The 18,897-nt window shown below is 61.8% G+C and carries 23 protein-coding genes; 9 read left to right on the top strand and 14 right to left on the bottom strand.

Annotated elements, in window-relative coordinates:
- On the bottom strand, positions 1 to 292 hold a 292-nt coding region (locus tag ACYAS9_RS11695), incomplete at its 3' end, for a transposase (RefSeq protein WP_463568451.1).
- Between the two features lie 186 nt (positions 293 to 478).
- On the opposite strand from ACYAS9_RS11695, the gene ACYAS9_RS11690 reads away from it, so the two are divergent.
- Complete coding sequence (locus ACYAS9_RS11690; protein WP_463568450.1) at positions 479 to 1,663, top strand: hypothetical protein; 1,185 nt, start codon at positions 479 to 481, stop codon at positions 1,661 to 1,663.
- Positions 1,660 to 2,466 (top strand): hypothetical protein, encoded by an 807-nt coding sequence (locus ACYAS9_RS11685; RefSeq protein WP_463568449.1) that lies wholly within the window; start codon positions 1,660 to 1,662, stop codon positions 2,464 to 2,466. The genes ACYAS9_RS11690 and ACYAS9_RS11685 overlap by 4 nt, the downstream gene beginning before the upstream one ends.
- Positions 2,467 to 2,481: 15 nt before the next feature.
- On the opposite strand, the gene ACYAS9_RS11680 is transcribed toward ACYAS9_RS11685, so the two are convergent.
- A complete protein-coding gene (locus ACYAS9_RS11680) occupies positions 2,482 to 3,411 on the bottom strand; it encodes a LysR family transcriptional regulator (protein ID WP_463568448.1) in 930 nt (309 codons plus the stop codon).
- A 118-nt stretch (positions 3,412 to 3,529) separates the two neighbouring features.
- Between ACYAS9_RS11680 and araD1 the strand changes: the two genes are divergently transcribed.
- The gene (araD1, locus tag ACYAS9_RS11675; protein WP_463568447.1) at positions 3,530 to 4,525 is read left to right on the top strand and encodes an AraD1 family protein; all 996 of its coding nucleotides are present in this window, start codon (positions 3,530 to 3,532) and stop codon (positions 4,523 to 4,525) included.
- 39 nt (positions 4,526 to 4,564) lie between these two features.
- On the opposite strand, the gene mtgA is transcribed toward araD1, so the two are convergent.
- Complete coding sequence (gene mtgA, locus ACYAS9_RS11670) at positions 4,565 to 5,275, bottom strand: monofunctional biosynthetic peptidoglycan transglycosylase (protein ID WP_463568446.1); 711 nt, start codon at positions 5,273 to 5,275, stop codon at positions 4,565 to 4,567.
- Between the two features lie 79 nt (positions 5,276 to 5,354).
- Here mtgA and ACYAS9_RS11665 point away from each other — a divergent pair, with 79 nt between their 5' ends.
- From ACYAS9_RS11665 to trmB, 4 genes are all read left to right on the top strand, one after another.
- On the top strand, positions 5,355 to 5,735 hold the full coding sequence (locus ACYAS9_RS11665) for a DUF423 domain-containing protein (RefSeq protein WP_463568445.1): 381 nt from the start codon (positions 5,355 to 5,357) through the stop codon (positions 5,733 to 5,735).
- An 84-nt stretch (positions 5,736 to 5,819) separates the two neighbouring features.
- Positions 5,820 to 6,020, top strand: coding sequence for a sulfur carrier protein ThiS (thiS, locus tag ACYAS9_RS11660; protein ID WP_463568444.1), 201 nt, complete (start codon positions 5,820 to 5,822; stop codon positions 6,018 to 6,020).
- 49 nt (positions 6,021 to 6,069) lie between these two features.
- Positions 6,070 to 6,864, top strand: coding sequence for a thiazole synthase (locus ACYAS9_RS11655; protein ID WP_463568443.1), 795 nt, complete (start codon positions 6,070 to 6,072; stop codon positions 6,862 to 6,864).
- A gap of 94 nt (positions 6,865 to 6,958) precedes the next feature.
- On the top strand, positions 6,959 to 7,606 hold the full coding sequence (gene trmB / locus ACYAS9_RS11650; RefSeq protein WP_463568457.1) for a tRNA (guanosine(46)-N7)-methyltransferase TrmB: 648 nt from the start codon (positions 6,959 to 6,961) through the stop codon (positions 7,604 to 7,606).
- Positions 7,607 to 7,750: 144 nt separating this feature from the next.
- Here trmB and ACYAS9_RS11645 read toward each other — a convergent pair whose 3' ends face one another.
- The 8 genes from ACYAS9_RS11645 to ACYAS9_RS11610 all read right to left on the bottom strand — a co-directional run bounded on the left by ACYAS9_RS11645 (position 7,751) and on the right by ACYAS9_RS11610 (position 13,986).
- Positions 7,751 to 8,074, bottom strand: coding sequence for a DUF3392 domain-containing protein (locus ACYAS9_RS11645; protein WP_459742488.1), 324 nt, complete (start codon positions 8,072 to 8,074; stop codon positions 7,751 to 7,753).
- Positions 8,075 to 8,083: 9 nt separating this feature from the next.
- Positions 8,084 to 9,298, bottom strand: coding sequence for a radical SAM family heme chaperone HemW (gene hemW / locus ACYAS9_RS11640; protein WP_463568442.1), 1,215 nt, complete (start codon positions 9,296 to 9,298; stop codon positions 8,084 to 8,086).
- Entirely contained in the window at positions 9,295 to 9,888 is a 594-nt protein-coding gene (gene rdgB / locus ACYAS9_RS11635; protein ID WP_463568441.1) for an RdgB/HAM1 family non-canonical purine NTP pyrophosphatase, read from the bottom strand. The genes hemW and rdgB overlap by 4 nt, the downstream gene beginning before the upstream one ends.
- A gap of 37 nt (positions 9,889 to 9,925) precedes the next feature.
- On the bottom strand, positions 9,926 to 10,546 hold the full coding sequence (gene metW, locus ACYAS9_RS11630) for a methionine biosynthesis protein MetW (RefSeq protein WP_459742482.1): 621 nt from the start codon (positions 10,544 to 10,546) through the stop codon (positions 9,926 to 9,928).
- 7 nt (positions 10,547 to 10,553) lie between these two features.
- Positions 10,554 to 11,693, bottom strand: a complete 1,140-nt coding sequence (gene metX, locus ACYAS9_RS11625; RefSeq protein ID WP_463568440.1) for a homoserine O-succinyltransferase MetX — start codon at positions 11,691 to 11,693, stop codon at positions 10,554 to 10,556.
- Positions 11,694 to 11,798: 105 nt separating this feature from the next.
- Positions 11,799 to 12,413, bottom strand: a complete 615-nt coding sequence (locus ACYAS9_RS11620; protein ID WP_463568439.1) for a YggT family protein — start codon at positions 12,411 to 12,413, stop codon at positions 11,799 to 11,801.
- Positions 12,414 to 12,453: 40 nt separating this feature from the next.
- Complete coding sequence (proC, locus tag ACYAS9_RS11615) at positions 12,454 to 13,275, bottom strand: pyrroline-5-carboxylate reductase (RefSeq protein ID WP_463568438.1); 822 nt, start codon at positions 13,273 to 13,275, stop codon at positions 12,454 to 12,456.
- Positions 13,276 to 13,299: 24 nt separating this feature from the next.
- A complete protein-coding gene (locus tag ACYAS9_RS11610; protein WP_463568437.1) occupies positions 13,300 to 13,986 on the bottom strand; it encodes a YggS family pyridoxal phosphate-dependent enzyme in 687 nt (228 codons plus the stop codon).
- A 55-nt stretch (positions 13,987 to 14,041) separates the two neighbouring features.
- Between ACYAS9_RS11610 and ACYAS9_RS11605 the strand changes: the two genes are divergently transcribed.
- A complete protein-coding gene (locus ACYAS9_RS11605; RefSeq protein WP_459742472.1) occupies positions 14,042 to 15,076 on the top strand; it encodes a type IV pilus twitching motility protein PilT in 1,035 nt (344 codons plus the stop codon).
- A 169-nt stretch (positions 15,077 to 15,245) separates the two neighbouring features.
- On the opposite strand, the gene ACYAS9_RS11600 is transcribed toward ACYAS9_RS11605, so the two are convergent.
- The gene (locus tag ACYAS9_RS11600; RefSeq protein ID WP_463568436.1) at positions 15,246 to 15,926 is read right to left on the bottom strand and encodes a C40 family peptidase; all 681 of its coding nucleotides are present in this window, start codon (positions 15,924 to 15,926) and stop codon (positions 15,246 to 15,248) included.
- Positions 15,927 to 16,174: 248 nt separating this feature from the next.
- On the opposite strand from ACYAS9_RS11600, the gene ACYAS9_RS11595 reads away from it, so the two are divergent.
- Positions 16,175 to 16,582: an NINE protein gene (locus ACYAS9_RS11595; protein ID WP_463568435.1), complete on the top strand. Its 408-nt coding sequence runs from the start codon at positions 16,175 to 16,177 to the stop codon at positions 16,580 to 16,582.
- A 40-nt stretch (positions 16,583 to 16,622) separates the two neighbouring features.
- Here the strand turns inward: ACYAS9_RS11595 and ACYAS9_RS11590 are convergent, their stop codons facing one another.
- Complete coding sequence (locus ACYAS9_RS11590) at positions 16,623 to 17,894, bottom strand: dihydroorotase (protein ID WP_463568434.1); 1,272 nt, start codon at positions 17,892 to 17,894, stop codon at positions 16,623 to 16,625.
- Positions 17,891 to 18,895: an aspartate carbamoyltransferase catalytic subunit gene (locus ACYAS9_RS11585; protein ID WP_463568433.1), complete on the bottom strand. Its 1,005-nt coding sequence runs from the start codon at positions 18,893 to 18,895 to the stop codon at positions 17,891 to 17,893. Before ACYAS9_RS11585 ends, ACYAS9_RS11590 begins: the two co-directional genes overlap by 4 nt.
- Between the last annotated feature and the right edge of the window lie 2 nt (positions 18,896 to 18,897).

The following is an 18,897-nucleotide window of genomic DNA, read 5'->3' as shown; positions in this document are numbered from 1 at the left end:
GTTCCCAAATGCCCACACAGGTGGAATGACCAAGGCCGAATCGGGCTGCGACTGCTCGTAGGGAGAGCTGCTGTTCATGCCGACACTCGATGACCGAGAGCTTGAATGCCGAGCTGTAATGGTGCCCTCGAGAACGAAGTCCAGCAGCGCCTAGCGCCTGATAGGTGGCGACCCAGCGTCGAAGCAGGCTGACATCGATGGCATGTCGCTTGGCGACCTTGCGAAATCCCTCGGTGCCGTCGATGTAGTCCTTGACCGCTGTGATTTTGAACTGCGTAGAGTACTTGCCCATGAAAAAACACCCCAAGAAGTCAGATGGGTGTCCAACTTTTGGGGTGCAGATCACCCTGTAGGAGCGCGCTTACCCGCGCGCTCCTACCGCCGCGAAGAATGTAGGACTCATCCGATTTTCCCGTAAGCCCGTAATCCCCCACCTCTCGCTTGCTAGGCTGCGCTCCCTCGACACGAGGGGCAACCAATGGCCGAATCTACCGGCAACAAATTCACCTCCGACTCCAGAGGCGAACCCACTCCGATGCCTGGGCTGCTGGAGCGTGGCAACCGCAACGATCCACCACGTCCAAAGCCGCCGCCACCACCGGCGCACACCTTTGAAAATCCACCGCCCAGAGAGCGTTACCAGCCTGAGCCTGTGCCCGCTGAAGAGCCCGGCTTCTACATCGTAGAGCGCAGCCAGTCGCCTGCCGAACTTTACCGCAGCCTGTTCGACGCCATGCCCGGCTCGGCAATGAGCTTATTCAGCGAGCTGAACCCCGGCCTGAACGGCACGGTAAAGGCCGGCACGCTGATCGTGCTCAGCGACCCCAATAATCAGTCGTGCACCTATGCGCAATCGCAGCTCGTAGCGGCTGCCCACGAGGTCAAGGCCGCGCTGGCGCCGTTGAGTGTGGAAGAAGCGGATTTCATGATGCGCCATGCGGGTGAGATTGCGGCTTTTACCGGAGAGACCTCTACGTGGCTGGGGGTGAGTGCGGCGGTGATGGAGGGACACTTGGCTAAGTTGGGCGATATCCTGAAAAAAATCGAGACGCACCATCAGGACAGTTTCCGGCAACACGGCCATCTCAGGTCTCCAGAATTTTTTGCCAAACGCCAGCAGTTGCTCAAGGAGCTTGATGCGCAACTGTTGAACTCCAAACGCGTACGAGGCCTGACGACCTTCAATGATCAAGGAAAGTTGAAAAATGCATTGGGTATTTCCAGCCGTAGCCTTGTGCATCACTGGAGTAAAGCGGGTGCTCCGGGAGGTATTCCCGGTTATGCCTCACACGTAAAAGCAATCAGCCGCGCCACTTCCTGGATGAAAACAGGCGGTTTTATCGGTATAGGTATTGGTGGTGTATCCGGGCTGCTGGCTATTCAAAAGGTTTGTCAGGCCGGTAACGAGGAAGCATGTAGAAAGGTCAAGTTTGTTGAGGGTGGAAAGTTTTTAGGATCAAGCAGCGCTGGATTCGCAGGAGGGGCTGTGGGAGCAAAGGTGGCAGCGCCGGTTTGTCTTGCAATAGGCGTCCCTACCGCAGGCATCGGCAGTGTTGTTTGTGCCGTTGCTGTCGTAGGCGGGGCAGCGCTGCTGGGGACGATGTCTGGAAGCTGGGTGGGCGAGGGAGTGGGTGAACTTTTATACGAGACCCAGTGGCCATGATCGATTACACGTTCTGGTTTTCCTGGGGAAAAGTTGCCTTCTATGGCGTGCCCTTCGTCATGGTTATGACAAGTGTCATCTTGACCATTTCTATTCGTCGATTTTGCTTGGGTGCCATTCTGGAGTCTTTGAAAAACAGTCTTCTTTTTTCTTCTCGTCATGCTCGTGGGCTGGATTATCAAGGTTCGCTGTACCGCAATCTGTTAGTCATCGAGATCGGGGATGCCTTGATCTTTTCAAGCAGCAATATCCGCTCTGGCGTTCTGAACGCCGAAGATTCAGTCAGTCTTCCACATCGTTTTCGAATAATTGCGGTTATCAATTCAGTATGTTTTAACGGCGGTGTGCTGGCCACTTTGATTATTTTCCCAGTGATGAAATGGGAGCGCTTTATCAAGGCAGGCCAGGTCTTTGATATGAGTGCAGCTCTTCAAATTGCGCTCTGTATCGGTTCAGTCATTACCCTCTTGATCACTTACGGTTTGACGGTCTACGCCGTCCACTATCGCTTGCACACCATGCTGGATGCGATCAGGCCCGGCCCTCTATCCCGCTTGAGCCAGGCAATGGCGATAGGGTCGAACGAATCCGATTGGCGCAGCATGCTGTTCATCAAACTCAGCAGGGCGGTGCTTTTCAAAAACAGCAAGAAAGGCGATGCGAGCCACGACGTTTTTGACCTTGAAGCATTGCCAGTCAGCTTCAAACGCTTGGCGGTAGCCAGTCTGCTCTGCATGTATGTGGGTATGGCTGGGGTGGTCATTGCTGTTGTGGTGTACGCGTTGAGCGATACTGCTGTGTAAACGAGTCCATCGCAGCTAAAGCAGATCACCCCCCACCTGCAACGCCTCCACCAACAACCGCGCCGGCGCCGACAGCGGGCTGTTATGCCGGCTGACCAGCGAAAACGGTTCGCTGCGTGACAGCAACGGCAGTCCCAATGGCGTAATGCCCATGCCGCAGGCGCTGTCGGCCACTGCCTGAGGCATCACCGCCACCAACTGCGGGTCCTGCTGCAACAGCGTCAGGGTGGTAAAGGTCGAGGCAGTCTCCAGCGCAAAGCGCGGAAACTCCAGGCCGGCCTCGCTGAATTCGCGTTCCAGCACCAGCCGCATTGGCATGTTGGTCGGGTAGACAATCCAGCCGTACCCCTCAAGATCCGCCAGCGTCAGGTTGTGTACGCCGGTCAGCGGGTGTCGGGTGTTGGCCACAACCCGTAGGGCTTCCGGGGCCAGTGGCAGGCAGTCGTAGGCTTCGGGGCGCTGGCTGACGCTGGTGCGACAGATGGCCAGGTCCAGCCGGCCTTGATCGATCAGGCCGAGCAGCCGGGCGCTGGTGTCTTCGACGATTTCCACCGACAGTTCCGGCTGGGTCTGGCGCAGCCGTGCCAGGCTGTCGACCAGCATGGGCACCGCGCCCATGACCGTGCCTACGGCAATGCGCCCGCCCTGGCCCTGAAGGATGCCGAGCATTTCTTCGCGCAGGTGCGCCATGTCGCTGTGGATAAGTCGTGCGTAGCGAATCACGCAGCGGCCCAGGTCATTGGGCGCCAGGCCCTGGCTGGTGCGGGTGAACAACCGGGTGCCGAATGCCGATTCGATTTCGTTGAGTGCCTGTGTGGCTCCCGGCTGGGTGATCGATACCTGCTCGGCGGCCTTGTGCAGGGAGCCGTGTTCATCCAGCGCGATCAACAGGCGCAGCTGCTTGAGGCGCAAGCGGGAAATCAATGAAGAGAGCGGTGCGATCATGGGGGATAAGAGCCGCTTATTGCTTAATCAATGGCTCTCATTAGGCAGGCGCATGCGCGATTCGTAAAGTGCAGGTCATCTCCTGCTCTTTATCTCCAACAACAAGAAGGCCACAGCCATGCGATTGATTCAGTTCCAGACCTCTGCCGGTGTTCGCCAGGTCGGCCTTGTCGAAGGCGACCAGGTCCACACCGTGCTTGCCACGACCAGCACCCGCGAGCTGGCGCTGGCTGCCATTGGCGCAGGCCATGGCCTGCAGGAAGAAGTGCTCAAGCGCGGCAGTGAGCCTGGCCCGCAGTATCGCGAGTTGCTCGAAGGCGGCCACGTATTGCCACCGCTGGACCATGAAGACCCGGCGCATTGCCTGGTCAGCGGCACTGGCCTGACTCACCTCGGCAGCGCCGACACCCGCGACAAGATGCACCAGAAAAAGGACCAGGACGAAGCGACCCTGACCGACACGGCGCGGATGTTTCGCTGGGGCGTGGAGGGCGGCAAGCCGGGCGCGGGGCAGGTAGGCGCGCAGCCGGAGTGGTTCTACAAAGGCGATGGCAGCATCGTGCTGCGTCCCGGCGCGGACTTTCCGTTGCCGACCTTTGCCGAGGACGTCGGCGAAGAACCCGAACTGGTTGGCCTGTACGTGATCGGTCCGGACAGCAAGCCATACCGCTTGGGCTACGCGCTGGGCAACGAGCTGTCTGACCATGTGCTGGAGCGGCGCAGCTATCTGTACCTGGCGCATTCCAAGCTGCGCTTTTGTGCCTACGGCCCGGAGTTGCGCATCGGTGCGTTACCCACGCATCTGGTCGGTACCAGCCGCATTCACCGCAATGGCGAAGTACTGTGGCAGAAGGAATTTCTCAGCGGCGAGCAGAACATGTGCCACAGCCTGGAAAACCTTGAGTACCACCATTTCAAATACCGCCAGTTCCTGCGTCCGGGCGATGTGCATGTGCATTTTTTCGGCACCGCGACGCTGTCATTTGCCGACGCGATCAAGGCTCAGCCTGGGGATATCTTCGAGATCGAGATTCCCGAGTTCGGCGCGCCGCTGCGCACGGGCATCGTGCAGGATGACGAGCCGCTCGCACCGGGCGCCATCTCTGGGCTCTGAGGGTCGGGCTATAAGCGCCGGGCTATAAGGCGCGCGGCCTCACCATTGGCGGCTGTCGTTGAGCCCGGTCAGGTAACTCTCGCCACCCAGTTGACGCATCTGCTGGCGAATCCAGCCGGCCCGGCGTGAAACGTAGCTGCTGGGGCGGCTGGCGCTCCATTGCCGAGGGTTGGGCAGCACAGCGGCCAGGTAACTGGCCTGCTGGGTCGACAGGTTGGCGGCCGAGGTGCGGAAGTGGTGCCTGGCAGCGGCTTCGGCGCCAAACACGCCTTCATCCCACTCCACGCTGTTGAGATACACCTCAAGAATGCGTTGCTTGGACCACAGCAGCTCGATCAGGGCGGTGAACCAGGCTTCCAGTCCCTTGCGCAGATAGCTGCGTCCCGACCACAGAAACAGGTTCTTGGCCACTTGCTGGCTCAGGGTGCTGGCTCCGCGCAGCGAACCGCCACGCTCGTTGTGCACGATGGCGGCCTGAATGGCGGCGAGATCGAAACCCCAGTGTTCGGCAAAGCGCTGGTCTTCACCGGCAATCACCGCGACTTTGAGCGGTGCGGCAATCTGCTCCCAGGGTTGCCAGTCGCGTTGCAGGTCGATGGGCTGGCCATTGAACCACGACTCGATCTTGCGCTCGACCATCAACGCCGTACCCGGTGGCGGAATCCAGCGCAACAGCAGGACCACAACGATGCTGCCCGCCGCGAACCACAGCAGCGCCTTGACGAAACGTCGGAAAAGAATACGCAGCATAGACATCGCTTGGCCGAACCCGTTGAGCGGGCCATTATACAGACCGCGTGTAAATGCACGATCTTGCCTGGAGTTATCGATGCTTCGTAGCTTTTTGATGTTGGCGGCCTTTTTCGGATTTACCGGTGTCGGCCTGGGCGCCTTTGCCGCTCACAGCCTTAAAGGACGGCTGAGCCCCGAGTACCTGGCGATCTTCCAGACTGGCGTGCTTTATCAGTTGATCCACGCTCTGGCGCTGTTCGGGGTGGCCTTGCTGGCGGCGCATATGCCGGGCCGGCTGGTCAACTGGGCCGGTTTTGCCTTTGTCGCCGGCATCGTGCTGTTCTCCGGCAGCTTGTACCTGTTGACGCTGACCGGCACCAGCAAGCTGGGCATCGTTACCCCGTTCGGCGGCCTGTGCTTTCTGTTCGGCTGGTCGATCCTTGGCGTGATGGCCTGGAAGCTGGGCAGCGTCGCCTGAGACGAATGGCGCGGTGCGGGGTTGGTCAGACTGGCCGGGCGGGCTAGAATGCTGGCCCCCTAACCATGATGGCTGCTGCTGCGCATGCACATTCAGTTGAACGGTGAACCCTTTGAGTTGCCCGACGGCGAGACCGTCACCGCCTTGCTGGCGCGCCTGGACCTTGTCGGGCGCCGCGTCGCAGTCGAATTGAACCTGGATATCGTGCCGCGAAGCCAGCATGAGACCACTTCCCTGCGCGAAGGCGATCAGGTCGAGGTCGTTCATGCCATCGGCGGCGGCTAACCCTTTGCGGTTACCGATGACCCACTCTGCACTCTACTGAGGATTCACGATGAGCAATGTTCGCAGCGACAAGCCATTCGTTCTGGCGGGCCGTACCTTTGAGTCGCGCCTGCTGGTCGGCACCGGCAAGTACATCGACATGGAACAGACCCGTCTGGCCATCGAGGCATCGGGTGCCGAGATCGTCACGGTTGCCGTGCGCCGTACCAACCTGGGCCAGAACCCTGGCGAGCCGAACCTGCTCGACGTGCTGCCGCCGGACCGCTACACCATTCTGCCCAACACCGCCGGCTGCTTCGACGCGCCTGAAGCGGTGCGCACCTGCCGCCTGGCACGCGAGCTGCTCGATGGCCGCAATCTGGTCAAGCTCGAAGTGCTGGCCGACCAGAAGACCCTGTTCCCCAACGTCATCGAAACCCTCAAGGCCGCCGAAGTGCTGGTCAAGGACGGCTTTGATGTCATGGTCTACACCAGCGATGACCCGATCGTCGCGCGTCAGCTGGCTGAAATCGGCTGCATCGCGATCATGCCGCTGGCCGGCCTGATCGGCAGCGGCCTGGGGATCTGCAATCCGTACAACCTGCAGATTATCCTTGAAGAAACCAAAGTGCCGGTGCTGGTCGATGCCGGTGTCGGCACCGCTTCCGACGCCACCATTGCCATGGAACTGGGCTGCGAAGCGGTGCTGATGAACTCGGCCATCGCCCACGCCCAACACCCTGTGCTCATGGCCGAAGCCATGAAACACGCGGTCATCGCCGGCCGCCTGGCTTACCTGGCCGGCCGCATGCCCCGCAAACTCTACGCCAGCGCGTCTTCGCCGCTGGATGGCCTGATCAAGTAAGAGCCTGTTGATGACTGATTCGCACGTTTCACCCGATTCGCCTGAAGAGCAAGAAGGCGAGGCCCGTCCGCACCGCCGCATCAAGAGTTTTGTGATGCGCGCAGGGCGCATGACCGAAGGCCAGCAGCGCGGTCTGGATCAGGGGCTGCCGCAGTTCGGTCTGCAACTGACCGACGCGCCGGTGGACTTCGATCAGGTGTTCGGCCGCTCGGCGCCGCGCACTCTGGAAATCGGCTTCGGCATGGGCCACTCGCTGCTGGAAATGGCCGCTGCGGCGCCCGAGCACGACTTCATCGGTGTCGAGGTGCATTCCCCGGGTGTCGGCGCGCTGCTCAATGGTGCCTTGACCGAAGGCCTGACAAACCTGCGGGTCTACGACTGCGACGCGATCGAAGTGCTCAACCGCTGCATCGCCGACAACAGCCTCGACCGCCTGATGCTGTTCTTCCCGGACCCATGGCACAAGAGCCGCCACCACAAGCGCCGCATCGTGCAGCCCGAGTTCGCCCAATTGGTGCGCAGCAAGCTCAAGCCGGGCGGCGTGTTCCACATGGCCACCGACTGGGAACCGTATGCCGAGTACATGCTTGAAGTGATGAGCGTGGCGCCGGGCTACCGCAACCTGGCCGCCGACAACCAGTACGTGCCGCGCCCCGAAGAACGCCCGATCACCAAGTTCGAACGCCGCGGCGAACGTCTTGGCCATGGCGTATGGGATTTGAAGTTCGAAAAGATCGCCTGATCGGCCAAGGCAACACGGTCTTTGTGGGAGGGAGCTCTGCTCGCGATAGGGCCGGTAGGGGCAGACACATATCCAGGTCTATTACGCAGCAATCGCCAGCAGAGCTGCCTCCCACAGGTTTGCCCCGAGTCTTGACTCATTGGGTCATTTGCGATCGGCGATCACGCCGATCAGCACCAGTACCACCAGCAATACCGGCGCCAGGCTGTAGTTGTTGAACTGGCTCAGGCCCTTGACCACCCATGGCGTGGCGTAGATCAGCGCCAGGCCGCTGCCGACGGTGCAGGCCAGCGCCAGTAAAGGCACGCGCATCGCGCCGGACAAGCTGCCGGCGCGTTGTTCGACCCAGGCCTTGATATCCGATCCGAACAGCACCAGCAGACACCCCACCAGCGCCAGTGAGATTTCCGAAAGATTGCTGCGGCTCCAGCGCGAGACGGTGGCCAGCAGATCGAGTACGAAGTCCATGCAAAGTCCTTAGATCAGAAAGTATTGCAGCAGGTCATTGAGGAACAACTGACCTTGCGGCGTGGCGACCAGGCGCTCCGGGTCTGCCTGCAGCAAGCCGCGCTTTTGCGCCTGCTCGCGGCCGCTGGCCAGTGAATCGAGGCTTAGACCGGTTCTTTCACGAAATAATGCAGCGTCCACGCCATTTGTCAGGCGCAGGGCGTTCATCAGGAATTCAAAGGGCAATTCATCGGCGGCCAGCACCTTGGACCCGGCCTGAAACGGCTTGGCCGGGTTCAGGTAATCCTTGGGCAGTCGGGTCTTCCAGGTGCGCTCGATACGCCCGTCCGGATGGCTGAGCTTGCCGTGGGCACCGGCGCCGATGCCGATGAAATCACCAAAACTCCAGTAATTGAGGTTATGCCGCGCCGCCTTGCCGGATTGGGCGTAGGCCGACACTTCGTACTGCGCATAACCGCTGTCGGCGAGCAATTGCTGACCGGCTTCCTGGATATCCCAGAGGATGTCGTCTTCGGGCAGCAACGGCGGCTGGTTCCAGAACACCGTGTTCGGCTCCAGCGTCAGCTGATACCAGGACAGGTGCGTTGGCGCCAAGGCGATGGCCTGGCGCAAATCGCCCAGCGCCTCGTCCTGGCTCTGGTCGGGCAGGCCGTGCATCAGGTCGAGGTTGAAGTTATCGAAACCGGCCGCCCGGGCCATGTCGGCGGCGCGTATCGCTTCGTTGCCGTTATGAATGCGCCCCAGCGCCTTGAGCTTTTGTTCCTGAAAGCTCTGGATGCCGATCGACAGGCGGTTGATGCCCAGCCCGCGATAGGCGCTGAATTTCTCTTGCTCGAAAGTGCCAGGGTTGGCTTCCAGCGTGATCTCGATGTCGGCGGCAAAGCGAATGCGCTGCTCGACACCGGCCAGCAAGCGGCCCAATGCCGCGGCGCTGAACAGGCTGGGCGTGCCGCCGCCGAAGAAGATCGACTTCAGTTCGCGGCCATAGACGTGCGGCAGGTCCAGATCCAGGTCGGCCAGCAGCGCGTCGACGTATTCCTGCTCGGGCAGGATCGGGCTGGCGGTGTGCGAATTGAAGTCGCAGTACGGGCATTTGCGCACGCACCACGGAATATGGATGTACAACGACAGCGGCGGCAAAACAGGCAACGCGGGCCGGGGCGTCAACGAAGAAAAGCCACCGGCGCCGGCATACAGCGGTTGTGCGGCTGAATCAGCGGTCATTGCAGGTCCAGGCGCTGGCGCAACAGGGCCATGGCGCGGGCGCGGTGGCTGAGCTGGTTTTTCTCCAGTGGCGACAGCTCGGCACTGGAGCAATCGCGCTCCGGCACCCAGAACAGCGGGTCGTAGCCAAAGCCGTGCTCGCCGCTGGCGGCACGCAGAATGCGCCCGTGCCACAGGCCTTCGCACAGGATCGGCAGCGGATCGTCGGCATGACGCACCAGCGCCAGCACACACACGAACTGCGCGGTACGTTGCTCGTCGGGGACATCCTTGAGGGCGTCGAGCAGCTTGGCGTTATTGGCTGCATCGCCCTGGCCGTCGGCATAACGCGCCGAATAAATGCCCGGCGCGCCGCCGAGGAAATCCACCGCCAGGCCCGAATCGTCGGCCAGCGCCGGCAAACCGGAAAGGCGCGCCGCATTGCGGGCCTTGAGGATCGCGTTTTCCACGAACGACAGGCCGGTTTCTTCAGGCTCTACCGCGCTGAACTCGCCGATCGAGCGCAACTGCACCCGGCCGCCGAGCATGGCTTGCAGTTCTTTGAGTTTGCCGCCGTTGTGGCTGGCCAGTACCAGTTGGGTGATGTTCATTTATACGTCCGGAAAAAGGCCTGGAGGGCGAAGGGCGTCATACCGCGATCCGGTGTTCGGTCAGGCCCGGGCTGCGCACCCGGTAAATGCCGATCTCACCCAACAGGTTAGGCCACAGCTTGCTCGCCCACCCGTGACGGTGCTGGTTATCGACCGCCATGCGGTCCAGCACCCGCGCTTCACGCTCGCGGCACAGGGCCTCGAAGTCCTTGAAGGTGCAGAAGTGGATGTTCGGCGTGTTGTACCAGGTGTAGGGCATGAAGTCCGACACCGGCATGCGGCCGTTGCGGGCCAGGTACCAGCGGCAGCGCCAGTGGCCGAAGTTGGGAAAGGTGATGATGCACTGACGGCCCACGCGCAGCATCTCGTCCAGAATCCGGTCGGGGTAATGCACGGCCTGCAGGGCCTGGGTCATGACCACCACATCGAAGCTGTTGCTGGCAAAGTTGCCCAGGCCCTTGTCCAGGTCCTGCTCGATGACGTTGACGCCCTTGACCACGCACTGGGCAATGTTGTCGGGGTCTTTTTCCAGCCCGTAGCCGGTGACTTGCTTGTGGTCGCGCAGCCAGGCCAGCAGCTCGCCGTCGCCGCAGCCCAGGTCGAGCACGCGGCTGCCAGCGGGGATCCATTCCTGGATGATCTCCAGATCGGCTCTCATGAGGTCCTCACAGCGCAATACGATTCATGTAGTTGCCGAAAGCCTGCACATAGCGCGGGTTCGGGATCAGGAAGGCATCGTGGCCCTGAGGCGCCTCGATTTCCAGGTAGGTGACGTCCTTGCGCGCCGCCATCAGCGCATCCACCAGCTCTCGCGAGCGGGCCGGCGAGAAGCGCCAGTCGGTGGTGAAGGACATCACGCAGAATTTCGCGCTGGCCGCAGCGAAGGTTTTCGCCAGGTCATCGTCGTACGCGGCAGCCGGGTCGAAGTAGTCCAGCGCCTTGGTCATCAGCAGGTAGGTGTTGGCATCGAAGCGCCCGGAGAACTCTTCGCCCTGATAACGCAGGTAGCTCTCGACCTGGAATTCGACGTTATGGAAGTCGTAGTTGAGCTTTTCGTTCTTCAGGCCACGGCCGAATTTCTCACCCATCGAGTCGTCGGACAGATAGGTGATGTGGCCGACCATGCGCGCCAGCATCAGGCCGCGCTTGGGAATCACGCCCAGCGACTGGAAGGCGCCGGCGTGGAATTCCGGGTCGGTAAGAATGGCCTGGCGCGCCACTTCGTTGAACGCGATGTTCTGCGCCGACAGCTTGGGTGCCGAGGCGATAGCCAGGCAATGCCGCACACGGTCCGGGAATGTAATGGTCCACTGCAACGCCTGCATGCCGCCCAGGCTGCCGCCGACCACCGCCGCCCATTGGCTGATGCCCAGCCGGTCGGCCAGCCGCGCCTGGCTGTGTACCCAGTCTTCGACGGTCACCACCGGGAAGTTGGCGCCAAACGGCTCGCCGGTTTCAGGGTCGATGCTGCTCGGTCCGGTCGAGCCGTTACAGCCGCCCAGGTTATTGAGGCTGACGACGAAGAACCGGTTAGTGTCGATGGGCTTGCCGGGGCCGATGCAACTGTCCCACCAGCCGGGCTTGCGCTCTTCGGTGCTGTGGTAGCCAGCGGCGTGGTGATGGCCCGACAGGGCGTGACAGATCAATACAGCGTTGCTGCGCTGGGCATTCAACTGGCCGTAGGTTTCGTAGATCAGGTCATAAGCTGGCAGCGTACGGCCACAGGCCAGGGCCAGTGGCTCGCTGAAATGCGCCAGCTGCGGTGTGACCAGACCAACACAATCGGGGGGAAAGACCGTGGGCATCGACCCTGCTCTCGCTTTAAAGAGGCGTAAGTCTAAAGACCCGAGGGGGCAGCGGCAACATATGAACAGGAAGCGGCCCGGTGGGTCGCCCCCTGAACAGTTGCATCAGATCAACAGGCGTACCACATCCGGCATCGCAGTCACCTTGATCAGCCAGACGATCAGGGTCATCTCGATCACCTTGATGGCGATGAACGCGGCAATCGGTGACAGGTCCAGGCCGCCCAGGTTAGGCAGGCGCCGGCGCAGCGGGGCCAGCAGCGGCTCGCAGATCTGGTTGACCAGTTGCGCGGCCGGGTTGTGGCTGGCGGGCGCGACCCACGACAGGATCACGCTGATCAGCAGGGCCCAGAAGAAGATATTCAGCAGCAGTATGATGACGCCGATCAGCGACCAGACCAGCAGGTACAGCAAGGCCGCCCCGGTACCGACCTGATACACGTCAATCGTGCCGAATTTCAACAGCAGGATCAGGCCCATGACCAGCATCTGCACCAGGACTCCAAGCACCAGCGAGGACATGTCCAGGCCGAACAGGCTCGGGATAACCCGGCGCATCGGGCGCAGCAGTGGCTGGGTGGCCTTGACGATGAACTGGCTCATCTGGTTGTAGAAGTCTGCCCGCACCAGTTGCAGCACGAAGCGCAGCATGACGATCAGCAGGTACAGGCTGCCGAGGGTCTGGATGATAAAACTTGCAGCGTTGCTCAACTCACTCATCTATAAGCTCCGGCCCTCGCCTTGAGGGCGACTTTAAATGTTATTGACCCAGTTGCTCGGCAAGCTCGGCCGAACGTGTGGCAGCGGCGGTCAGGGCAGTCTCGACCAGGGCTTCGAAGCCACCGGCCTGGAACGCCTTGATGGCCGCTTCCGTGGTGCCGGCCGGCGAAGTCACGCGGCGGCGCAGTTCGGCGGCATCGACATCGCTGCCGGTGCTCATCAGCGCAGCACCAAGGGCGGTCTGTTCGGTCAACTGGCGGGCGACGTCCTGCGGCAGGCCAAGCTTCACGCCGGCTGCGGTCATCGCCTCGATCAACAGGAAGAAATACGCCGGGCCACTGCCAGAGACGGCGGTCACCGCATCGAGCTGCTGCTCTTGTTCAAGCCACAGCGCGATACCGACCGCCGACAGCAACTGCTCGGCCTGCTGACGCTGAACATCAGTGACCTTGTCGGTGGCGTACAGGCCGCTGACGCCCTTGCGCAGCAGCGCCGGCGTGTTGGGCATGCAGCGCACCACCGGCTGCTGCTCGCCCAGCCACTGGTTGAGGCTGGCGCAAGTGATGCCGGCGGCAACCGAGACGATCAGTTGATCGGGCTTGAGGCTTGGACTCAGGGCCTGGCAGACGGCTTTCATCATCTGTGGCTTGACCGCCAGCAGGATCACGTCGGCGCCGTCGATGGCTTCAGCGTTGTCGGCCACGGCGACGATGCCGTGTTCGGCAGCGATGCGCGCACGGGTGTCGGCACCCGGATCGCTGGCGCGGATGTCGGCGGCATCAACGCCTTGGGCGCGCAGGCCGCCGATCAGGCTGGCGGCCATGTTGCCGGCGCCGATAAAGGCAATACGGGTCTTGCTCATGACGGGTTTCCTTGAGTCAGAAGTTTATGGCTGCCCATAGTCACGGGCGCCAAACAGGGCTGTGCCGATGCGTACCCAGGTGGCGCCCTCTGCGATGGCGGCCTCCAGGTCGTGGCTCATGCCCATCGAAAGGGTATCCAGCGCCTGCGGCAGCTGCGCCTGGAGGGCGCGAACCCTGGCAAAGGCGGCGCGTTGCGCGGCGAGGTCGTCGGTGGGTTCGGGAATCGCCATCAGGCCACGCAGTTTCAGGCGCGGCAGGCCGGCAATGGCCTCGGCCAGTGCGGGCAAATCTTCTGCCGTGCAACCCGACTTGCTGGCCTCGCCACTGACATTGAGCTGAATGCAGATATTCAGCGGCGCCAGGTGCTCGGGGCGTTGCTCGGACAGGCGTTGGGCGATTTTCAGGCGGTCCACGGAATGCACCCAGTCGAAGTGCTCGGCGATGGCACGGGTCTTGTTCGACTGAATGGGGCCGATGAAATGCCAGTACAAGGGCAGGTCTGCCAATTGCTGCTGTTTGCCCAGCGCTTCTTGCAGGTAGTTCTCGCCAAAGTGTTGCAAGCCTGCGGCATGCGCCTCGCGCAGATCCTCGGCAGGCTTGGTCTTGCTCACCGCCAGCAGGCCGATGCTGGCAGGCTCTCGCTTTGCCGCCTGGGCGGCGTCACGGATTCGTTGTTCGAGCGTTGATATATTCGCTGCTATCGTGGACATTGATTCGTGCCAGCAGGTCTGAGGTCTGCGGCATTCTATGTGATTGAGGAGCTGTATGGATATTACCGAGCTGCTGGCCTTCAGTGCCAAACAAGGCGCTTCCGACTTGCACCTCTCCGCCGGGCTGCCGCCGATGATCCGCGTCGATGGCGACGTCAGGCGCATCAACCTGCCGGCGCTGGACGCCAAGCAGGTCAAGGCGCTGATCTACGACATCATGAATGACAAGCAGCGCCAGGACTTCGAGGAGCGTCTGGAGACGGACTTCTCGTTCGAGGTGCCTGGGGTGGCGCGTTTTCGGGTCAACGCCTTTAACCAGAATCGAGGCGCGGGCGCGGTGTTCCGGACCATTCCGTCGAAGATCCTGAGCATGGAAGACCTGGGGATGGGCGAAGTGTTTCGCCGTATTACCGATGTGCCGCGCGGGCTGGTGCTGGTCACCGGACCCACCGGTTCGGGCAAGTCGACGACGCTGGCGGCGATGGTCGATTACCTCAACAGCAACAAGCATCACCACATCCTGACCATCGAGGACCCGATCGAATTCGTCCACGAGTCCAAGAAGTGCCTGGTCAACCAGCGCGAAGTACACCGCGACACCCTGAGCTTTTCCGAGGCGCTGCGCTCAGCCCTGCGTGAAGACCCGGACGTGATTCTGGTGGGTGAGATGCGCGACCTGGAAACCATTCGCCTGGCACTGACTGCCGCTGAAACCGGTCACCTGGTGTTCGGCACGCTGCACACCACTTCGGCGGCCAAGACCATCGACCGGGTGGTCGACGTGTTCCCGGCGGCCGAAAAAGCCATGATCCGCTCGATGCTCTCCGAATCGCTGCATGCAGTGATCTCGCAGGCGCTGCTGAAGAAGGTCGGTGGTGGCCGGGTGGCGGCGCATGAAATCATGATGGGCACACCGGCGATCCGTAACCTGATCCGCGAAGACAAGGTGGCGCAGATGTACTCGTCGATCCAGACCGGTGGTGCGCTGGGCATGCAGACGCTGGACATGTGCCTGGCCGACCTGCTCAAGCGCGGCATCATCAGCCGCGAAAGTGCCCGCGAAAAAGCCAAGCTGCCGGACAATTTCTAGAGACACGAATATGACGCGTTGTAGGAGCGCGCTTGCCGGAATGCCGGACCACCGCGACCGGCTGCGTTAGCAGTCGTAAGTTTTCAGCGTTTCCGAGATTTTGCGAGCGCTACGCACTCGGTCGCGGGCAAGCGCGCTCCTACAGGGTTCACATCATCCGTGAGGGATATCAGTTCTTGGCGATGTTCAGCGCAGGTTTCTGTTTAAGCACGCGCTTGGCCACTTTGTAGCTCTTGTTCCAGTACGGTTTTTTCAACGAATCGACGGTCACGGCCTTGCCACGGCGGGGCGCGTGGACGAAACGGTCGTTGCCCAGGTAGATGGCGACGTGGTTGATGCGCCGGCTCTTGATGTTGAAGAACAACAGGTCGCCTGGCTTGAGGTCCTTGCGGTCCACGGCCTGGCCATGACCTTCGGCCATGTCCTTGGAGCTGCGCGGCAGGTCGACATTGGTCACGTCGGTGAAGGCGTATTTGACCAGGCCGCTGCAATCAAGGCCCTTGCCCGGCGTGTTGCCGCCCCAGCGGTACGGCGTGCCAACCGCTTCCAGCGCGCGCTTGACCACCGCGCTGCCCTGCTTGTTGGTGCCGGCAGCTGCGGGCGCCACAACGGACTTTCGGGAATTGTTGGCGATCACCGGGCTCTGAGCAGGGGCAGTCTTGCGGCTGTGCGGCGCGCTGACGGTCTCGGAACGGGATTCGGTGCGCGAGGTTTCGCGCGATGCCGAGGCATGGCTCTTGGCGGTATAGCCAGAGAAGCCTGCGGGCAGATTTTGCTCACGATTGGTGGCGTGGGCGGCCAATGGCATAAGGAGACAAACAGTCAGCCATGTCTTGAAAAAAGGACGCATTCGGCAAGGCTCTTAAAGATCAGCGCGCAACTCTATAACAGCTTGCGCACAAAGCCGACCCCACCCCAGGACACTATTTGCCCTCAATCGTTGCAATTATTGCGACGGATTGTCTTGTATTGTGTAGCAATCCCTTGTGTTACAAGGCCTTGCACCAAAGGTGAAAGGATTTAGCCATACGTCGGAAGACCGATAAAAAGTCACAAAATTTACATCCATTTTTCTCTATCAATGCGACGAGGTAGCTCATGAACACCTATCAACCCAATACGCACAGCAAGGTCCTGGGTTATCTGCTGTGGATTTTCGGCTTTTTGGGCGCGCACCGTTTCTACTATGGCAAGCCGGTCACCGGCACCATCTGGTTCTTTACGTTGGGGTTGTTTGGCATCGGCTGGCTGATCGACCTGTTCCTGATCCCGTCGATGGACCGCGAAGCCGACCTGCGGTTTACCCCAGGTCCCACCGACTACAGCCTGGCGTGGATTCTGCTGACGTTTCTGGGCGTCTTCGGCGTACACCGCCTGTACCAGGGCAAATGGATCACCGGGATCATCTACCTGTTTACCGGCGGGCTGTTTCTGATCGGCGTGCTGTATGACTTCTGGACGATGAACAACCAGATCTCGATCAAGAATGCCCAGTTGCGGCGTTAAGGCGGGCTCTTCGCGGCATTAGCCGCGAAGAACCCTGCAATCACGCGCTGTAGCTGATTCGGCCATCGACCAGCGTGTAGCGCACCGCACCCGGCAGGCAGTGGCCAAGGAACGGGCAGTTTTCGCCCTTCGACAGCCAGGCCTGGCCGGCCAGCGTGCTGGCGGTCGGGTCGAACAGCACCAGGTCCGCTGCCAGGCCTGCCTGCAACTGGCCGGCCGGCAGGCGCAGTGCAGCGGCGGGGCCGGTGCTCAGGCGGGCGATCAGTGTCGGCAGGTCGAGCAGGCCGTCTTCGACCAGGGTCATGGCCAGCGGCAGCAGCAATTCCACGCTGCTGATGCCCGGCTCTGTCGCGCCAAATGGCGCCAGCTTGGCATCGCGCTCATGCGGCTGGTGATGGCTGGAAATGGCCTGGATCACCCCCGACTTGACTGCCGCGCGCAGGCCGTCACGGTCGGCGCGGGTGCGCAGCGGCGGCTGCACGTGGTAAAGGCTGGAGAAGTCGATCAGCGCCTCGTCGGTCAGAATCAGCTGATACAGCGCCACATCGGCGGTGACCGGCAGGCCGCGTGCCTGGGCATCGGCGATCATTGCCGCACCACGGGCGCTGGTCAGCTGGCTGAAGTGCGCACGCACGCCGCTTTGTTCGACCAGCAGCAGGTCGCGGGCCAGGGCCACGGTTTCGGCGGTTTCCGGAATGCCGACCAGGCCCAGGAAGCTGGCGGTCGGGCCTTCGTGGGCCAGGCCACCGGCGGCCAGGTCGTGATCCTGCGAGTTGAAAATCACCGTCAGGTCGAAGGTCGCCGCGTATTCCAGCGCCCGGCACAAGGTGCGGGTATTGGCGAAGGTCTTCAGGCCGTTGCCGAACGCCACACAGCCGGCATCGCGCAGGGCAACCAGTTCGGCCAGTTGCTCGCCTTCAAGGCCTTTGCTCAGTGCGCCGATCGGAAACACCTTGCTGAAGCCGGCTTCACGGGCGCGGTCCAGAATCAGCTCGGCCACCGCCGAAGTGTCGAGTACCGGTTTGGTGCGCGGCGGGCAGCACAGGCTGGTCACGCCACCGGCCGTGGCCGCGCGGGTTTCGCTGGCGATGGTGCCCTTGCGGCTGTAGCCGGGTTCGCGCAGCGAGACATTGAGGTCCACCAGCCCGGGCGCTGCAACCAGCCCTGCGGCATCAATGCTGTGTGCCGGCTCAAAGCCTGCGGGTGCGGCGCCAATGGCGAGGATCTTGCCTGCTTCTATGTGCAGGTCCGTGACTTTATCCAGCCCGCTGACCGGGTCGATGACGCGAGCGCCGAGGATGCTGAGCTTCACTGGGCGTTCTCCTGCTCGAATTGACGTTGTGCGGTCTGACCGCTCATGGCCATGGACAACACGGCCATGCGCACGGCGATGCCGTAGGTCACCTGATTGAGAATCACCGAATGCGGACCGTCGGCCACCGCCGATTCGATCTCGACCCCGCGGTTGATCGGGCCCGGGTGCATGACAATGGCATCCGGCCTGGCGCCCGCCAGGCGTGCAGTGGTCAGGCCGAACAGGCGGTAGAACTCGCCTTCGCTGGGCAACAGGCCGCCCTGCATGCGTTCGCGTTGCAGGCGCAGCATGATCACCACGTCGACATCCTTCAGGCCTTCGTTCAGGTCGGTGTAGACCTTCACGCCGTATTGCTCGATGCCCACCGGCATCAGGGTCTTGGGACCGATGACGCGAATGTCCGGGCAGCCCAGCGCCTTGAGCGCCAGCATGTTCGAGCGCGCCACCCGCGAATGCAGGATATCGCCGACGATGGCCACTGAGAGGTTCTCGAAGCTGCCTTTGTGGCGGCGGATGGTCAGCATGTCGAGCATGCCCTGGGTCGGGTGCGCGTGGCGGCCGTCGCCGCCGTTGATGATCGCCACCTCGGGACACACATGTTCGGCGATGAAGTGCGCGGCACCGGAGTCGGCATGGCGGACCACGAACATGTCGGCGGCCATGGCTTCAAGGTTGCGCAGGGTGTCGAACAGGGTTTCGCCCTTGCTGGTCGAGGAGGTCGACACGTTCAGGGTGATGACGTCTGCCGACAGCCGCTGGGCGGCCAGCTCGAAAGTAGTGCGGGTGCGCGTCGAGTTCTCGAAGAACACGTTGCAGACGGTCTTGCCGCGCAGCAGCGGGACTTTTTTCACCGCCCGGGCACCGACTTCGAGAAACGAGTCGGCGGTGTCGAGGATTTCTGTGAGCAGCTCGCGGGGCAGGCCGTCCAAAGACAGAAAATGGCGCAGCTGGCCCTGATGGTTGAGCTGCAGCGGTCGCTTGGCGTCGAGAGGCGTCATCG

Source organism: Pseudomonas sp. HP_08, from assembly GCF_055284095.1.
Note: the sequence above shows the minus strand (reverse complement) of the source record. Positions and strands in the feature narration are given on the sequence as shown.

What these genes read in the sequence shown, in the direction of transcription:
- metX (WP_463568440.1), bottom strand. Translation starts at nt 11,693, where the DNA reads ATGCCCACGGTCTTTCCCCCCGATTGTGTTGGTCTGGTCACACCGCAG.
- trmB (WP_463568457.1), top strand. Translation starts at nt 6,959, where the DNA reads ATGCGCGCAGGGCGCATGACCGAAGGCCAGCAGCGCGGTCTGGATCAG.
- hemW (WP_463568442.1), bottom strand. Translation starts at nt 9,298, where the DNA reads ATGACCGCTGATTCAGCCGCACAACCGCTGTATGCCGGCGCCGGTGGC.
- ACYAS9_RS11680 (WP_463568448.1), bottom strand. Translation starts at nt 3,411, where the DNA reads ATGATCGCACCGCTCTCTTCATTGATTTCCCGCTTGCGCCTCAAGCAG.
- proC (WP_463568438.1), bottom strand. Translation starts at nt 13,275, where the DNA reads ATGAGCAAGACCCGTATTGCCTTTATCGGCGCCGGCAACATGGCCGCC.
- araD1 (WP_463568447.1), top strand. Translation starts at nt 3,530, where the DNA reads ATGCGATTGATTCAGTTCCAGACCTCTGCCGGTGTTCGCCAGGTCGGC.
- ACYAS9_RS11620 (WP_463568439.1), bottom strand. Translation starts at nt 12,413, where the DNA reads ATGAGTGAGTTGAGCAACGCTGCAAGTTTTATCATCCAGACCCTCGGC.
- ACYAS9_RS11655 (WP_463568443.1), top strand. Translation starts at nt 6,070, where the DNA reads ATGAGCAATGTTCGCAGCGACAAGCCATTCGTTCTGGCGGGCCGTACC.
- ACYAS9_RS11685 (WP_463568449.1), top strand. Translation starts at nt 1,660, where the DNA reads ATGATCGATTACACGTTCTGGTTTTCCTGGGGAAAAGTTGCCTTCTAT.
- ACYAS9_RS11585 (WP_463568433.1), bottom strand. Translation starts at nt 18,895, where the DNA reads ATGACGCCTCTCGACGCCAAGCGACCGCTGCAGCTCAACCATCAGGGC.
- ACYAS9_RS11610 (WP_463568437.1), bottom strand. Translation starts at nt 13,986, where the DNA reads ATGTCCACGATAGCAGCGAATATATCAACGCTCGAACAACGAATCCGT.
- metW (WP_459742482.1), bottom strand. Translation starts at nt 10,546, where the DNA reads ATGAGAGCCGATCTGGAGATCATCCAGGAATGGATCCCCGCTGGCAGC.
- ACYAS9_RS11690 (WP_463568450.1), top strand. Translation starts at nt 479, where the DNA reads ATGGCCGAATCTACCGGCAACAAATTCACCTCCGACTCCAGAGGCGAA.
- ACYAS9_RS11600 (WP_463568436.1), bottom strand. Translation starts at nt 15,926, where the DNA reads ATGCGTCCTTTTTTCAAGACATGGCTGACTGTTTGTCTCCTTATGCCA.
- ACYAS9_RS11665 (WP_463568445.1), top strand. Translation starts at nt 5,355, where the DNA reads ATGCTTCGTAGCTTTTTGATGTTGGCGGCCTTTTTCGGATTTACCGGT.
- ACYAS9_RS11595 (WP_463568435.1), top strand. Translation starts at nt 16,175, where the DNA reads ATGAACACCTATCAACCCAATACGCACAGCAAGGTCCTGGGTTATCTG.
- ACYAS9_RS11605 (WP_459742472.1), top strand. Translation starts at nt 14,042, where the DNA reads ATGGATATTACCGAGCTGCTGGCCTTCAGTGCCAAACAAGGCGCTTCC.
- mtgA (WP_463568446.1), bottom strand. Translation starts at nt 5,275, where the DNA reads ATGCTGCGTATTCTTTTCCGACGTTTCGTCAAGGCGCTGCTGTGGTTC.
- thiS (WP_463568444.1), top strand. Translation starts at nt 5,820, where the DNA reads ATGCACATTCAGTTGAACGGTGAACCCTTTGAGTTGCCCGACGGCGAG.
- rdgB (WP_463568441.1), bottom strand. Translation starts at nt 9,888, where the DNA reads ATGAACATCACCCAACTGGTACTGGCCAGCCACAACGGCGGCAAACTC.
- ACYAS9_RS11645 (WP_459742488.1), bottom strand. Translation starts at nt 8,074, where the DNA reads ATGGACTTCGTACTCGATCTGCTGGCCACCGTCTCGCGCTGGAGCCGC.